Consider the following 15,174-nt stretch of genomic DNA (forward strand, 5'->3'; position numbering starts at 1 on the left):
GAGCACGCACCTGACGCCGCCCGGCCGCCCTTCGGGCAACGACACCAGTTTGACGACACGCCCTAGAGGCCCGGGGCCCGGAGGCCGTCCGGGTCCGTCCCCGCCGCCTCGTGCAGCTCGAACCAGATCGACTTTCCCGCGCCCCGGGGGTCCACGCCCCACGCGTGGGCGAGCATCTCCATCAGCACCAGGCCGCGCCCGCTGGACGCCATCTCGCCGGGCCGCCGCTTGTGCGGGAGCTCGTCGCTGCCGTCGGACACCTCCACCCGCAGCCGCCGATCCCCCTGCTCCCCGGTGGCCTGCGCGACCATCAGCGCGTCGCCGTCGGTGTGCACCAGGACATTCGTGGCCATCTCGGAGAGCAGCAGCTCGGCGGCGTCCACCTGTTCCGGGTCCGCCCAGTCGTGCAGCAGCTCCCGCAGCTGGCGGCGGGCCGCCGAGATCCGCTCGGGCTCGGCCTGGGCGATGGTCAGCGCGGTCCGCCGGGGCGCGGCCCGGTGCGCGGTGGGACCCTCGCGGCGCAGCAGCAGCACCGCGACGTCGTCCTCGCGCCGGTCGGCGAGCGGCCCGGTCGTGTAGTGCGAGGCGGGCCCGTGCACGGCCTGGACGAGCGCGTCCGCGAGCTTCTCCAGATCGTCGGTGTGCCGCTCCAGGACCGGCCGCAGCCGCACCCAGCCCGTCGCCAGGTCGTGGCCGCCGGTCTCGATCAGCCCGTCCGTGCACAGCATGATCGTCTCGCCTGGCTCCAGCGTGACCCGGGTCGTCGGATAGTCCGTGTCCGCCTCGATGCCGAGCGGCAGCCCGCCGGCGGTCTGCCGGATGACGGCGGTCCCGTCCGGGGTCATCAGCACGGGGTCGGGGTGCCCGGCGCGGGCGATCTCCAGGACGCCGGTCTCGGGGTCCGTCTCCGCGTACAGGCAGGTCGCGAAGCGGGCCCCCGCCTCCTCGTCGTCCTCGTACGCGTCGGTGAGCCCGGACAGGAAGCGCGAGGCGCGCGAGAGCACCGCGTCCGGGCGGTGCCCCTCGGAGGCGTACGCGCGCAGGGCGATGCGCAGCTGGCCCATCAGCCCCGCCGCTCGCACGTCGTGGCCCTGGACGTCGCCGATGACGAGGGCGATGCGGCCGTTGGGCAGCGGGATCATGTCGTACCAGTCGCCGCCGACCTGGAGCCCGCCGCCGGTCGGGACATAGCGGGCGGCCACCGTCATCCCCGGGATGTCCGGGCCCAGGGACGGCATCATCGAACGCTGGAGGCCCTGGGAGAGCTCCCGCTCGGTCTCGGCGATCCCCGCCCTGGCCAGGGCCTGGGCGAGCATGCGGGCCACGGTGGTCAGCACGGACCGCTCGTCCGGCGAGAACGAGACCGGATGACGGAACCCGGCCATCCAGGTGCCCATCGTGCGCCCGGCCACGATCAGCGGCAGAAAGGCCCAGGAGCGGCGTCCGAACCGGCGGGCCAGCGGCCAGGTGGCGGGGTAGCGCTCGCGGTAGTCGTCGGGCGTCGGCAGATAGATCGCCCGCCCCGTCCGCACGACCTCGGTGGCCGGGTAGTCCGTCTCCAGCGGCATGTCCGTGAAGGGGCTCTCGTCGCCCATGTTGTGCCCGTGCTGGCCGACCATGGTCAGCCGCTCGCCCGCGACCCCGAAGACCGCGAGACCGTCCGGGGAGAAGCCGGGCATGGACAGCGAGTAGGCGACGCGCAGCACCTCCGTGGTCGAGCGGGCCTCGGCCAGGGCCCGTCCCGCGTCCAGCAGGAACGCCTCGCGCGAACGCCGCCAGTCGCCGGTGACCGTCGTGTGCGCCCCGCCGGTGCCGGGCTGCGCCTTGGTGACCTCCTGGAGGGTGCCGACGATGCAGTACGCCCCGCTCTCCGCGTCGGCCGGCAGCGGCTTGGAGCGACTGCGCACGGTCCGCAGCACCCGGCCCCCGCGGTCCACGACCCGCAGCCTGGTCTCCGCGACCGTGTCCTCGGCGACCGCGAGGCTGATCACCGCGTAGATCTCGTTCCAGTCGACCGGGTGGAAGCGGGAGCGGACCTCCGACTCGCGGTGGACACCGGCCTCGGCGGGCAGCTCCAGCAGCCGGGCCGCTTCCGCGTCGAGCGTGACGGTGCCGGCTCTGTTGTCCCAGCGCCAAAGTCCGGTCGCGGTCGCGGCCAGGACATCCTCGGTGCGCATTGCCCCACTTTAAACCGGCATGCGCGTGCGGGGCAGGGCCGGTGGGCCACCGACGATCTTGACGCGGACAATGGCAATGAAACGGTGCGGTCGCGGGCGGTAGCCTGGGGTGGCTGAATCCACCCCAACCGCGAAGACTGGATGAACGACGATGCATCGGTACAGGTCCCACACCTGCGGCGAGCTCCGCGCCTCTGACGTCGGCACCGACGTCCGGCTGAGCGGCTGGCTGCACAATCGCCGAGACCTGGGTGGCATCCTCTTCATCGATCTGCGCGACCACTACGGCCTGGTGCAGCTCGTCGCCCGCCCCGGCACCCCCGGCAACGACGCCCTGGCGAAGCTGACCAAGGAGACCGTCGTACGGATCGACGGCAAGGTCTCCGCCCGCGGCGCCGACAACGTCAACCCGGAGCTCCCGACCGGCGAGATCGAGATCGAGGTCACCGAGGCCGAGGTGCTGGGCGAGGCCGCCCCGCTGCCCTTCACGATCAACGCCGAGGACGGGGTCAACGAGGAGCGGCGCCTGGAGTACCGCTTCCTGGACCTGCGCCGCGAGCGCATGCACCGCAACATCATGCTGCGCTCCGCCGTCATCGCCTCGATCCGCGCCAAGATGGTGGCCCTCGGCTTCAACGAGATGGCGACGCCGATCCTCACCGCGACCTCCCCCGAGGGCGCCCGTGACTTCGTCGTCCCGTCCCGGCTGAACCCCGGCAAGTTCTACGCGCTGCCGCAGGCCCCGCAGCAGTTCAAGCAGCTGCTGATGATCTCGGGCTTCGACCGCTACTTCCAGATCGCGCCCTGTTTCCGCGACGAGGACGCCCGCGCCGACCGTTCGCCCGGCGAGTTCTACCAGCTCGACGTCGAGATGTCCTTCGTCGAGCAGGAGGACGTCTTCCGCCCGATCGAGAAGCTCATGACCGAGCTCTTCGAGGAGTTCGGCAACGGCCGCCACGTCACCTCGCCGTTCCCGCGCATCCCGTTCCGCGAGTCGATGCTGAAGTACGGCAACGACAAGCCGGACCTGCGCGCCAAGCTGGAGCTCGTCGACATCTCCGACGTCTTCGCGGACTCGGAGTTCAAGGCGTTCGCCGGCAAGCACGTCCGCGCGCTTCCGGTGCCGGACACCGCGGGCCAGTCCCGCAAGTTCTTCGACGGCCTCGGTGAGTACGCCGTCGAGCACGGCGCCAAGGGCCTCGCCTGGGTCCGCGTCGGCGAGGACGGCAAGCTGGCAGGGCCGATCGCCAAGTTCCTCACCGAGACCGACATCAAGACGCTCACCGAGCGGCTCTCGCTCGTCCCGGGCCACGCCGTGTTCTTCGGCGCCGGGGAGTTCGACGAGGTCTCCAAGATCATGTCCGTCGTCCGTGTCGAGGCAGCCAAGCGGGCCGGCCACTTCGAGGAGGGCGTCTTCCGGTTCTGCTGGATCGTCGACTTCCCGATGTACGAGAAGGACGAGGACACCGGCAAGATCGACTTCTCGCACAACCCCTTCTCGATGCCCCAGGGCGGCCTGAAGGACCTGGAGGAGAAGGACCCGCTGGACATCCTCGCCTGGCAGTACGACATCGTCTGCAACGGCATCGAGCTGTCCTCCGGCGCCATCCGTAACCACGAGCCCGAGCTGATGCTCAAGGCGTTCGAGATCGCCGGTTACGACCGCGAGACCGTCGAGCACGAGTTCGCGGGCATGCTCCGCGCCTTCCGCCTCGGCGCCCCGCCGCACGGTGGCATCGCCCCGGGCGTCGACCGCATCGTGATGCTGCTGGCCGACGAGCCCAACATCCGCGAGACCATCGCCTTCCCGCTCAACGGCAACGCCCAGGACCTGATGATGGGCGCGCCCACGGTGCTGGACGAGACCCGCCTGCGTGAGCTGAACATCCAGCTCCGCAAGCCGGCCGCGCCCGCGAAGGACGCCACCGAGAAGTAGCCCGACGCGCCTGGTGGGCGCGCTCATCGGGTTTCACGTGAAACAGCCCCCGGCCACCGGCCGGGGGCTGTTTCGTGTCCCGGGCAGACAAATGGCTGCGCGCATACAAGTACACGAATCACCTGAACGGGTACACCCGGGTGGCCCCGGGGCCGGATTGGCCGGCCCCGGCAGCGGCAAAGACTGGCTGGGCGACATCGGTGCGGTGGACCGGCCGGGTCCGCACAAGCCCTGCGGCTTCGCCCCGACTGCTGAGGAGCCAACCCCGTGCCCGTGCCACCCCCGCGCGTCCCGCTGCGCCCGCCGTACGTCGTCTGCGCCCTCCTCCTGCTCGTGCTGCTGGCCGGGTGCGGGGAGGGCGGCATCGCCGGTTCGGGGGCCGGCCGTGTCACCACGAAGGGCGGCGGCGCCACCGGCGTGCCGGGCCCGCCCGGGGCCGCCGCCGCGCCGGCCACCCCGCCGCCGCCCGCGCCGCCCCGGGAGATCCCGGGGCTGGGTCCGGGGACCAGGGCGGCGATCCCGCCCGGCGCCCGGCAGGCGTTCGTGGTCACCGGTGAGTCGGCCGACTCCAACCGGTCGACGGCCGTCCTCTAAACCCGGGACGGCCCCACCGGGGACTGGCGGCCCGCCCTCGCGCCCTGGCCCGCCCACAACGCGCTGAACGGCTGGACCCAGGAGCACTGGGTGGGCGATCTGCGCTCACCCGTCGGGGTCTTCACGCTGACCGCGGCGGGCGGCCGCCTCGACCCTCCGGCCACGGCCTTCCCGTACGACCAGAGCCCGGACTTCGCCGTGACGGGCGAGGGCTTCCACGGTGAGCCGCTGGAGGGCTCCTTCGACTACGTCATCGCGATCGACTACAACCGCCTCCCCGGCACCTCCCCGCTGGACCACACCCGCCCCCTCGGCGAGGAGCGCGGCGGCGGCATCTGGATCCACGTGGACCACGGCGGCCCCACCCAGGGCTGTGTCTCGGTCACCGAGGACCGGATGGAGCAGTTGCTGACCCTGCTCGATCCGGCCCAGGAGCCCGTCATCGTGATGGGCGACGCCGCGTATCTGAGCCGCTGAGGACCGGGCACGGCGAAGGGGCCGGAACCCGTCCTGCGGTTCCGGCCCCTTCCCGTACCTCTCGCGTTACGCGGGCTTCTCCTCCAGGCGCGGGAACAGCACCGCGCCCTTCGTCACCGTCGCGCCCGCCGGCAGCCGCCCCCAGTCGGCGGCCTCCTGCACGAGCTGGCCGGACAGCGCGCCCAGCGACTCCTCGGCGCCCAGCGACTCCCACAGCTTCTGCGAGGTCTCCGGCATCACCGGGTTCAGCAGGACCGCGACCCCGCGCAGCGCCTCGGCGGCCGTGTACAGGATCGTCGCGAGACGGGCCCGGCCCTCCGGCGACTCGTCCTTGGCGACCTTCCACGGCTCCTGCTCCGTGATGTAGCCGTTGACCTGCTTCACGAAGTCGAAGATCGCCAGGATGCCCGCCTGGAAGTCCAGCTCCTCGCCGATCTTCAGATCGGCCTCGGCGACGGCCTCGGCAAGACCCGCGCGGACCGCGTCCTCCGCCTCGCCCGACGCCGTGGCCCCGGGCAGCGCGCCGCCGTAGTACTTGCCGACCATCGCCGCCAGCCGCGAGGCCAGGTTGCCGTAGTCGTTGGCCAGCTCGGAGGTGTAGCGGGCGGTGAAGTCCTCCCAGGAGAACGAGCCGTCGCTGCCGAAGGCGATCGCCCGCAGGAAGTACCAGCGGTAGGCGTCCACGCCGAAGTGCGAGGTCAGGTCCTGCGGCTTGATGCCCGTCAGGTTCGACTTCGACATCTTCTCGCCGCCGACCATCAGCCAGCCGTTGGCCGCGACCTTGCCCGGCAGCGGCAGGCCCTGGGCCATCAGCATCGCGGGCCAGATCACCGCGTGGAAGCGCAGGATGTCCTTGCCGACCAGATGCACGTCCGCCGGGAACGTGCCGTCGAACTTCTCCTGGTTGGCGCCGTAGCCGACCGCGGTGGCGTAGTTGAGCAGGGCGTCGACCCATACGTAGATGACGTGCTTGTCGTCCCACGGCACCGGGACGCCCCAGTCGAACGTGGAGCGGGAGATCGACAGGTCCTGGAGCCCCTGCTTCACGAAGTTAAGGACCTCGTTGCGGGCCGACTCGGGCTGGATGAAGCCGGGGTTGGCCGCGTAGAACTCCAGCAGCTTCGGGCCGTAGTCGCTCAGCTTGAAGAAGTAGTTCTCCTCCTTGAGGATCTCCACCGGCTTCTTGTGGACGGCGCACAGCTTCACGCCGTCCTCGTCCTCGATGAGGTCGCCGGGGAGCTTGTACTCCTCGCAGCCCACGCAGTACGGGCCCTCGTAGCCGCCCTTGTAGATCTCGCCCTTGTCGTACAGGTCCTGCACGAACTCCTGCACACGGTCGGTGTGCCGCTTCTCCGTCGTACGGATGAAGTCGTCGTTGGCGATGTTCAGGTGCTCCCAGAGGGGCTTCCAGGCCTCCTCCACGAGCTTGTCGCACCACGCCTGGGGTGTGACGTCGTTCGCCTCGGCCGTGCGCATGATCTTCTGACCGTGCTCGTCCGTGCCGGTGAGGTACCACACCTTCTCGCCGCGCTGGCGGTGCCAGCGCGTGAGCACGTCGCCTGCGACGGTCGTGTAGGCGTGGCCCAGGTGAGGAGCGTCGTTGACGTAATAGATGGGGGTCGACACGTAGAAACTCTTCATGCCGTCGCCCCCCTGCTTCTCGGATCCAGTGGCCGCCATGGTCGAAATCCTAACGGCCCCCGGAGGGCCCGTTCGCACCGGTGAGCGCGGGCCGGGGGCGCGGAGAGCTTTGCGAAACATCCCTTCCGGTAACAAAGACGCATCCTGGGAGGGAGTGGACGCGCATGCACGAGGCAGGGGACATCACGATGCGGGTACTGGTCGCCGAGGACGAGGAGATCCTGGCGGAGCTGGTCGCCACCGGGCTGCGGCGGGCCGGGTTCGCCGTCGACACGGTGTACAGCGGTGATGCCGCCCAGGCCTATCTGGGGCTGCACGACTACGACGTCGTCGTCCTGGACCGCGACCTGCCCCGGGTGCACGGCGACGACGTGGCGCGCGGTCTGGTCGCCTCCGGCTCCCGCACCAGGATCCTCATGCTGACCGCCGCCGGGTCCATGGAGGACCGGGTCTCCGGCCTCGACCTGGGCGCGGACGACTATCTGAGCAAGCCCTTCGAATTCCCCGAACTGGTCTCGCGGGTCCGCGCCCTGCGGCGGCGCAGCGCCCGTCCCGTACCCCCGCAGCTGGTGCGGTACGGCATCCGGCTCGACACCGTGCGCCGTACCGCGACCCGGGACGGGCGCGAGCTGGACCTCTCGCCCAAGGAGTTCACCGTGCTCCAGCTGCTGCTGGAGGCCGACGGCGGGACGGTCAGCGCGGAGGAGCTGCTGGAGCGGGCCTGGGACGCCAACGCCGATCCCTTCACCGGAGCCGTCCGGGTCTGCATGAGCAAGCTGCGCGGGAAACTCGGTGAACCGGCCCTGATCCGCACCGTGCAGGGCGTGGGGTACGCGCTGTGAAGAGGCCGGCCCGGCTGCCGCACTCCACGATCAGGACCCGGATCGCCCTCGTCTACGGCGGGGTGTTCCTGGTGCTCGGTACGGCCCTGCTCGCCACCGTCAACCTGGCCTCCCGGGCCGGTACGGACTCGCAGGCGCGCGCCATCGCCGCCACCGCCGTGGTGGCCCAGCCCGGCTATGTGGTCAACGGCCCGCTCGTCACGCGCCACCGGCTCGGGCCGCCGACCGTGTACGACCTCACCGACCATGTCAGCGACGCGGCGGGCCACCAGCTGCTCATCTGGTCGGCGGCCGCGCTGCTCGTGATGACGGCCTTCGCGGTCGGTGTCGGCTGGTGGACGGCGGGGCGGGTGCTGCGTCCTGTCCACATCATGACGGCCAAGGCGCGCCGGCTCTCCGAGCACACGCTGCACGAACGGATCGCCTCCTCCGGTCCCGACGACGAGCTCAAGGAGCTGGGCGACACGCTCGACGCGCTGCTCGCCCGGCTGGAGAAGGCCTTCGACAGCCAGCGGCGGTTCATCGCCAACGCCTCGCACGAGCTGCGGACCCCGCTGGCGACCCAGCGGGCGGCGATCCAGGTCGGGCTGGACGATCCGACACCGGACGATCTCGTACGGACGCGGCAGACGCTCCTGGACAACAACCGGCGCAGCGAACGGCTCATCGAGGGGCTGCTGGTGCTGGCGCGCAGCGAGCGCGGGCTTGCCACGGGCGAGCAGGAGGACGTGGACCTGGCCCATGTGGTGGCGGAGGAGGCGGCCCGTCACCCGGGGGTGCGGCTGGACACCACGCACTGCCGGATGCTCGGGAACCGGCTGCTGCTGGCCCGGCTGGTGGCCAATCTGCTGGCCAACGCGGTGACGTACAACGTGCCGGGCGGGCGGGTGGAGGTGTCGCTGACGGCGGCCGGCGGCGGGGCGCTGCTGGAGGTGCGCAACACCGGTCCGGTGGTGGAAGCGGCGGACATACCGGGCCTGTTCGAGCCGTTCCGCCGGGGCGAGGGGCGGGACCGGATGGGGCCCGGCTCGGGTCTCGGCCTGTCGATCGTGCGGTCCATCGCGCTGGCGCACGGGGGTACGGTCACGGCGGTGCCGGGCCCGGAGGGCGGGCTCGCCGTGACCGTACGCCTGCCGGCCGGTCAGGCGCCGACGGCCGTTCCGCGGTCGGCGGCCCAGGCGGGCAGCGCGGCGAGCACCTCGCGGTAGAACGCGGCGTCCGCGATCTCGCGGGGGGCCGGGCCCGCGTGGAAGAAGCCGGCGTTCGGGGCGTCCAGCTTCCGCAGGAAGTCGAAGCCCTTCGCGTCCTCGTCGCCGAACGCGACGAACTGGAAGAACAGCGGCAGCCGTGCGGCCTCGGCCAGTGCCTGGCGGGCGGCCTGCTTGGCGTCCGGCGGACCGTCCGTCTGGAAGACGACCAGCGCGGGGCCGGTGGCCTCGGACTTCTCGTAGTGCGCGACGACCTCCTCGACGGCGCGGTGGTAGTGCGTCCGGCCGAGCCGGCCCAGGCCCGCGTGCAGGGTGTCGATGCGGCCCTCGTGACCGTCCAGCTCCACCGTGCCGGTGCCGTCGATGTCGGTCGAGAAGAACACGACCTGGACGGTGGCGCTCTCGTCGAGGTGCGCGGCGAGGGCGAGGGTGCGGTCGCCCAGGTGCTGGGCGCTGCCGTCCTTGTAGAACGGGCGCATGGAGCCGGAGCGGTCCAGGACCAGGTAGACGGTGGCGCGCAGCCCGGTCAGCCCGTGTGCCTTCAGCGCGGTCTGGGCGGCCTTGTACGGGCCGACGAGCTCGGGCGCCCGCGCCTTGACCTTGGCGAGCGTCGTGGCGGGCTTCCCGGCGGGCGCGGCGGCCGCCCCGGCGGTCGGCACGGCTTCCGGTTCGGGCTCCGGTTCCGCGACGGGCTCCGCCACGGGGGCCTCCGGCGCGGCGACGGGCGCGGCCACCGCGAGCGGTTCCGCGACCGGCTCCGGCTCGGGGTCCATGTCGATGGTGATCGGCTCGGGCTCGGCCGCCGTGACGGGCGCCTCGGCGGCGACGGGCTCGGGGGCCACGATCTCGGCCGCCGCGACGGGCTCCGGCTCGGCGACCGGCTCCACGACGGGTTCCGCTTCCGCGACGGGCTCGGCGACGGTCTCCGCGACCGGCTCCGGCGCTGCGACCGGCTCGGCGACCGTTTCCGTGACCGGTTCCGGCGTGGCGACCGGTTCGGCGGCCACCGGCTCCGGGTCCGCGGCCTTCGTGCGGGGGCCGGAGCCCTGGGCCGGGACGGTGGGGGCGGTCCTGGGGGCGGGCGCGGCGGCCTTGTCGAAGGCCGCGGCCACCAGGTCGGCGGCGGCCGAACCGTCGCCGTCCGTCGTGGACGTCGCGGTCCGGGACGCGGTGGACGCGGCCGTGGCCGTGGCCTTGGCGGGCTCGGGCGCCGGCTCGTTCTCCGCGATCGGCTCGTCCACCGCCACCGACTCCGACTCCGTGGCCCGGGTGCCCTGGGGCGGGACCGTGGCCGTGGCCGGCTCGTCCTGTTCCGTGCGGTCACGGCCGAACACCTTGCGCAGCAAGCTCCGAATGCCCATGGGCGAGGCCTTTCGCGTGAGTTGGGTGCGATGAATGTCCGTACTGCGGGAATTGATCCCTGGCCAGGGCGGATACGTAAGGTTAGCGGCCGGATCCGGCCCTTCGGCGGCACGGCCCGCCTGTGGGACAACTGAGCCGCAACCGAGCCCGGACCGAGTCCTGGACCTGCGCGGTGGCCGAGGAATGCCCGGTCCCCACCTCCTCCGCGACACCGCCGAGTTGGCCGGCACGCCCTAGAGTCGGACCCATGGTTTCCGGTGAGGCTCCTCAGGCGGCGGGCAGCGTGCGGGTCGATGTCTGGATCTGGTCGGTCCGGCTCACGAAGACGCGGGCGCAGGCCGCTGCCGCCTGCCGTGCGGGACATGTGAAGGTCGCGGGCGAGCGCGCCAAGCCCGCGCAGGCGTTGCGCGTCGGCGACGAGGTACGGCTGCGGCACGCGGGCCGGGACCGGGTCGTCGTCGTGTCGAAGATCGTGAAGAAGCGGGTCGGGCCGCCGGTGGCGGCGGAGTGCTTCATCGACAACAGCCCGCCCCCGCCGCCGCGCGAGGCCGCGATCCAGGTTCCGGTACGGGACCGGGGCGCGGGCCGTCCGACCAAGCGGGACCGGCGCGAGATGGACCGGCTGCGGGGTCTGGGGCCCGGCCCCGAGGAGTGACGGCGGGGCGTCACGGCGAGGGCGAGGCGATGGCCCGGGCGGCGGCCACCTCCTGACGGAGCGGGGCCAGTACACCGTCCTCGTCGCCCGGGAGTTCGGCGCGTACCTCGACCAGCACCTCGCTCGCCCGCAGGCCGTCCGCGAGTTCGCGCAGCTGCCGGCTGACCGCGGCCACCTCGGCCGGTTCCGGTTCGGGTGCCCCGTGGTTGACGCGTACCCGGGCCGCCGTCGTGGCGTCCACGATGCGCTCCACCGCGACGACCAGCGGCCACCAGGCGGCGGCCCGGGTGCCGGTGGGCGGGGGTTCGGTCAGGGCGCGCTGGAACTCGGAGCGTACGGACGACAGATCGCGGTAGATGCGGCGCCTGGCCCGGACCCGTTCCGCCCGGTCGCCCTCGCCGCCCGGCTCGAACGCATACGCCACGTAGTCCGCGATGTCCGTCACCGCGTCGGCCAGCCGGTGTCCGATCCTGCTGTGCCAGCTCTCCGGCCACAGCAGATATCCGGCCACCAGCACGATCGCGCAGCCGATCAGGCTGTCCAGGAAGCGCGGCCAGACCAGGTGCACGCCCTGGTGGTTGAGCAGATCCGACAGCAGCAGGATGACCGGGGTGATGGCGGCCGTCTGGAAGGCGTACCCCTTCGCCGTCAGCGCCGGGATCAGCGCGGCGAGCAGCACCATCACCGGCACGTCCCACCAGCCGAGGGGCACCTCCGCCAGCACCGGCGCCGCGATCACCAGTCCTGCGGCCGTGCCCACCGCGCGCAGCACGGCGCGGGAGAACACCGAGCCGAAGTCGGGCTTCAGGACGAAGGTGACGGTCAGCGCCACCCAGTAGGAGCGCGGGACGTCGATCAGCGAGGTCAGCGCCTGGGCCAGCCCGATGCAGAGCGCGAGGCGCAGCCCGTAGCGCCAGGAGGGGCCGGAGAACAGGACGTTGCGGGTGGCCCGCCGCACGCGTACCCGCAGCGCGGCGGGCCGGCCGAGCCGGTCGTCGACGTTGTACGGGTCGGGGTCGGCCTTGTGCACGACGGCGGCGGCGTGGCGCAGGGCGCTGTCCACGGCACGGGTGGCGGGCGAGGCCGGTTCGGGGAGGCGGAGTGTGCCGCCGCCGGTGCGGGCCTCCGAGATGTCCTCGGCCAGGGCCCGGACCGCCGCCGGGATCTCCTCGGACAGCGGCCGGCGGCGCACATGCACGGCGGGCGCGGCCTCGACCAGCGGGATCACCACGTTGAGCTGGGAGAGCATCCGCACCATGGTGCCGCTGCGGCCGTGGTAGCGGGCGCGGCGGGCGAGGACCAGGTCGTAGGAGGTGTTGAGGGACTCGGTGACGGCCTGGCGCCTCTCCTCGTACGCCGGGGTGCCGGCGGCGGCGAGCAGATCGGCGACCGCGAGATAGGTGCGCGCGACCGCCACCCGCTCCGGCAGCTTCCCGCGCAACGGCCAGGCCAGCAGCGTCAGGACGAGGACGAACAGGCCGCCGACCGTCAGCAGCAGGGGCGCCACCCACCAGGGGTCCGGCATCGGGAGCCCGGCGCCCACCACGGAGTTGAGCAGGAGCAGCAGGCCCGAAACGGAGGCGACGGCCCCGATGGTGGAGATCATCCCGGAGACGAGGCCGACGGCCGTGAGCACGGCGACGGCCGCCCAGCCGGTGCCGTACACCAGGGTGCCGAGCATGATGCCGAGCGCGCCGAACAGCTGCGGCACGGCGATGTTGAGGATGCGCATCCGGTACGCGTCGGCGGTGTCGCCGATCACACCGGAGAGCGCGCCCATCGAGGCCAGGGCCCCGTACACCGGCCGGTCGGCGGCGAAGCCGACGGCGAGCGGGGCGGCCAGGGCCACGGAGGCGCGGGCGACGGCCGCCCACGGGACGGGGGTGGGCTGCGGGCGCAGTCCGTAGCGCAGCCAGACCGGCGGCATGGACCGCCGTTGCGCCGCCGTGGTGACGGGTGTCTCGCCGCCGGTCAACGCGCCCTCCCCTGTTCGGCTGTCAGCCTCGGTAGCCCTCGACCTCGTCGGCCGGGCGGACCCGGGCCCGCGAGGGGTCCTCGCCGAACTCGCTCAGCGCGCGGCGCTGCCGCAGCAGGTCCCAGCACTGGTCGAGCCGGACCTCCACCGTACGCAGTCGCGCCTTCTCGTCGGCGGTCAGGCCGGGTTCGCGGCCGCTGCGGTCGCGCAGGGCGCGTTCCTCCGCGACGAGTCCGTCGATCCCGCCGATGATGTCCCGTTCCTGGTCCCGCTCGTGGTCGTCCATGGGATTCCTCTCAACAGTGTCCGTGCTCGCACAGCACGATGACGGTCTTGCCGCGTGCCCCGCCGGCCCGGTTGCGGTCCAGGGCCTGCGGGGCCTTCTCCAGGGGGAGTTCGATGTCGATGGGGACCCGCAGCACCCCGTCCGCCGCGCCGGCGGCCAGCACGTCAAGCAGGACGGGGGTCGGGTCGAGCCGGAAGTCGAGGCCGCGCACACCGCCGGGGAGCGCGGCCCCGGCAGCGACGCCCCGGGTGGAGAGCGCGATGCCGCCCGGGCGCACCGCCGCCGCGTGGCCGGCGAACGCCTCAGGGGTCGCGGACGCCAGGTCGGCCAGCGCGTCGATGCCGTCCGGGCAGGCCGCCCGGACCGCGTCGTGCGGCGGGCCCTCGCCGACGTCGACGGTGGCGGCGGCGCCCAACGACCCCATCCGGGACCGCTCGTCGCCGCGCACCGCCGCGATCACACGCACGTCCCGGGCCCGGGCGAGCTGGGTCAGACAGCTGCCGACCCCGCCCGCCGCCCCGACGACCAGCAGGGTGTCGTGGCCGCGCGGCCCCAGCGCCTCCAGGATCTGTGCGGCGGCCATCCCGGCGGAGGGCAGCGCGGCGGCAGTCCGGGCGTCGAGCCCGCGCGGGACGAGGGTGAGAGCGGAGTCCTGCGGTACGCAGACGTAGTCGCCGTACGTCCCGGCGCCCGCCGCCGGCCCGCCGGTCCGGCCGAAGACGTGGTCGCCGACCCGGAACCGGTTGTCGCCGCTGCCGATCATGTCCACCCGGCCGGCGAAGTCGACGCCGACGACCAGCGGGAAGACCTGCGGGGCGAGACCGTCCGGCGGGGTGTCGGGGGCGCCGTCCGTGAGCTGCCGGTCGCACGGGTTGAGGGAGGCGTACTCGACCCGCACCCGGACCTCGCCGGGGCCGGGTTCCGGCTTGGGGACCTCGGTCAGTGCGGGTTCGGCCCCGAGCGCGCTGACGGCGATGGCTCGCATACGTGAAGACCTCCCAGTCGCCCCCGGCAGCCCCTCGCCCTCCACTCTTCCCCGGGCCGGGCGCCCCCGCACGTCGTGCGCCGGGCCCCGGCTCCCGCACCCCGCCCGGTCACTCCCCGGCGGGGACGGCCGGGACGGGCAGCACCCGCTGGGCCCAGATCCGGGCCGCCACCGCGCAGACGGCGAGCGCGAGGCCCAGGCCGAAGACGATCCACACCGTGGTGCGCAGCGAGCCCGTCAGCGCGTCGTACACCGCGGCCGCCGCATCGGTGTCGCTGCCCGGCACCTCGTCCAGCACCCGGTCGCGGGCCGCGGCGAGCACCCCCCGCAGCAGCAGCGCGCCGAGCGCGAAGCCGGCCCCGGCCACGGCGGTGGCCGTCAGTGCGGCGAGCGCCGAGCCCCGGCGGCCCGGCCCGCCGCGCACCCAGGCCAGGACGACCGCGAGCAGCACGAACACCAGCGTGCCGACGGCCGGCCACACACTGGCGGCCCGCAGCCACCGGAAGCTCTGGCGCAGCTGGTCCGCGCGGTCGGCGGAGATGATCTGGATGTCGGTGTGCTGCACGGGGACCTGGTCGGCGAACGGCACCCCGTTGTCCACCAGGTTCTCCTTGACCTTCTCCGTCACGGGCGCCAGGTCGATGGTGACGCTCTCGCCGCTCTTCCCGTCCAGCGCGGCGGTGACGGTTTCGTGCGCCGTGCGGTTGGCGGCGGTCCACGCGGCCCGGAAGGCGTCGGTGGTGGTGAAGGACAGCACGGCCTGGTGCAGGAAGTCGCGGACGGTGTCCTGGAGGGGGCCGACGTCGATCTGTTTCATCGCGCTGTCGGTGATCAGCTCGGCGACGGTGTTCTGCACGGCGGAGTCCGAGGAGAGCGGCGCCACCGCGGCCACGTAGCGGTCCGTGTCGTCGATCTCCAGATCGACCCAGGCGGACAGCGCGCTCAGCGGCACCAGGACGGCGAGCAGCACCAGCAGTGCCGCCGAGAGAGCCACCGAGAATGAGGTCCGCACCTCTTCAGGGAATCCCGGATGACG

General features: G+C 73.0%; 11 protein-coding genes and 1 pseudogene. 5 read left to right on the plus strand and 7 right to left on the minus strand.

Going from position 1 to position 15,174, the window contains the following annotated elements; genetic code table 11:
* Positions 1–62 precede the first annotated feature (62 nt).
* A complete protein-coding gene (locus RLT58_RS18510; protein WP_311311490.1) occupies positions 63–2,177 on the minus strand; it encodes an ATP-binding SpoIIE family protein phosphatase in 2,115 nt (704 codons plus the stop codon).
* A 151-nt stretch (positions 2,178–2,328) separates the two neighbouring features.
* On the opposite strand from RLT58_RS18510, the gene aspS reads away from it, so the two are divergent.
* Positions 2,329–4,113 carry an aspartate--tRNA ligase gene (aspS, locus tag RLT58_RS18515; protein ID WP_311311491.1) on the plus strand — a complete coding sequence of 595 codons (1,785 nt, stop codon included), beginning with the start codon at positions 2,329–2,331 and terminating at the stop codon, positions 4,111–4,113.
* 267 nt (positions 4,114–4,380) lie between these two features.
* Positions 4,381–5,184 (plus strand): annotated as a pseudogene (locus tag RLT58_RS18520) (L,D-transpeptidase family protein).
* Between the two features lie 66 nt (positions 5,185–5,250).
* Here the strand turns inward: RLT58_RS18520 and metG are convergent.
* Positions 5,251–6,864: a methionine--tRNA ligase gene (metG, locus tag RLT58_RS18525; protein WP_311311492.1), complete on the minus strand. Its 1,614-nt coding sequence runs from the start codon at positions 6,862–6,864 to the stop codon at positions 5,251–5,253.
* Positions 6,865–7,013: 149 nt separating this feature from the next.
* On the opposite strand from metG, the gene RLT58_RS18530 reads away from it, so the two are divergent.
* Both RLT58_RS18530 and RLT58_RS18535 read left to right on the plus strand, forming a co-directional pair.
* Entirely contained in the window at positions 7,014–7,667 is a 654-nt protein-coding gene (locus RLT58_RS18530) for a response regulator transcription factor (protein ID WP_311314556.1), read from the plus strand.
* Positions 7,664–8,875 carry a sensor histidine kinase gene (locus RLT58_RS18535; protein WP_311311493.1) on the plus strand — a complete coding sequence of 404 codons (1,212 nt, stop codon included), beginning with the start codon at positions 7,664–7,666 and terminating at the stop codon, positions 8,873–8,875. The genes RLT58_RS18530 and RLT58_RS18535 overlap by 4 nt, the downstream gene beginning before the upstream one ends.
* Here the strand turns inward: RLT58_RS18535 and RLT58_RS18540 are convergent.
* Entirely contained in the window at positions 8,809–10,236 is a 1,428-nt protein-coding gene (locus tag RLT58_RS18540; protein WP_311311494.1) for a VWA domain-containing protein, read from the minus strand. The two genes, RLT58_RS18535 and RLT58_RS18540, sit on opposite strands and share 67 nt — an antisense overlap.
* 248 nt (positions 10,237–10,484) lie before the next feature.
* On the opposite strand from RLT58_RS18540, the gene RLT58_RS18545 reads away from it, so the two are divergent.
* Positions 10,485–10,892, plus strand: coding sequence for an Hsp15 family ribosome-associated heat shock protein (locus tag RLT58_RS18545; protein WP_311311495.1), 408 nt, complete (start codon positions 10,485–10,487; stop codon positions 10,890–10,892).
* A 10-nt stretch (positions 10,893–10,902) separates the two neighbouring features.
* Here the strand turns inward: RLT58_RS18545 and RLT58_RS18550 are convergent, their stop codons facing one another.
* The 4 genes from RLT58_RS18550 to RLT58_RS18565 all read right to left on the minus strand — a co-directional run bounded on the left by RLT58_RS18550 (position 10,903) and on the right by RLT58_RS18565 (position 15,150).
* Entirely contained in the window at positions 10,903–12,819 is a 1,917-nt protein-coding gene (locus tag RLT58_RS18550) for an FUSC family protein (RefSeq protein WP_311314557.1), read from the minus strand.
* Positions 12,820–12,889: 70 nt separating this feature from the next.
* Positions 12,890–13,153 carry a DUF2630 family protein gene (locus RLT58_RS18555; protein ID WP_311311496.1) on the minus strand — a complete coding sequence of 88 codons (264 nt, stop codon included), beginning with the start codon at positions 13,151–13,153 and terminating at the stop codon, positions 12,890–12,892.
* 10 nt (positions 13,154–13,163) lie between these two features.
* Positions 13,164–14,138, minus strand: a complete 975-nt coding sequence (locus RLT58_RS18560; protein ID WP_311311497.1) for an NADP-dependent oxidoreductase — start codon at positions 14,136–14,138, stop codon at positions 13,164–13,166.
* 109 nt (positions 14,139–14,247) lie between these two features.
* A complete protein-coding gene (locus tag RLT58_RS18565; RefSeq protein WP_311311498.1) occupies positions 14,248–15,150 on the minus strand; it encodes a hypothetical protein in 903 nt (300 codons plus the stop codon).
* Positions 15,151–15,174 lie beyond the last annotated feature (24 nt).

Source organism: Streptomyces sp. ITFR-16 (genome assembly GCF_031844705.1).
GTDB lineage: Bacteria > Actinomycetota > Actinomycetes > Streptomycetales > Streptomycetaceae > Streptomyces.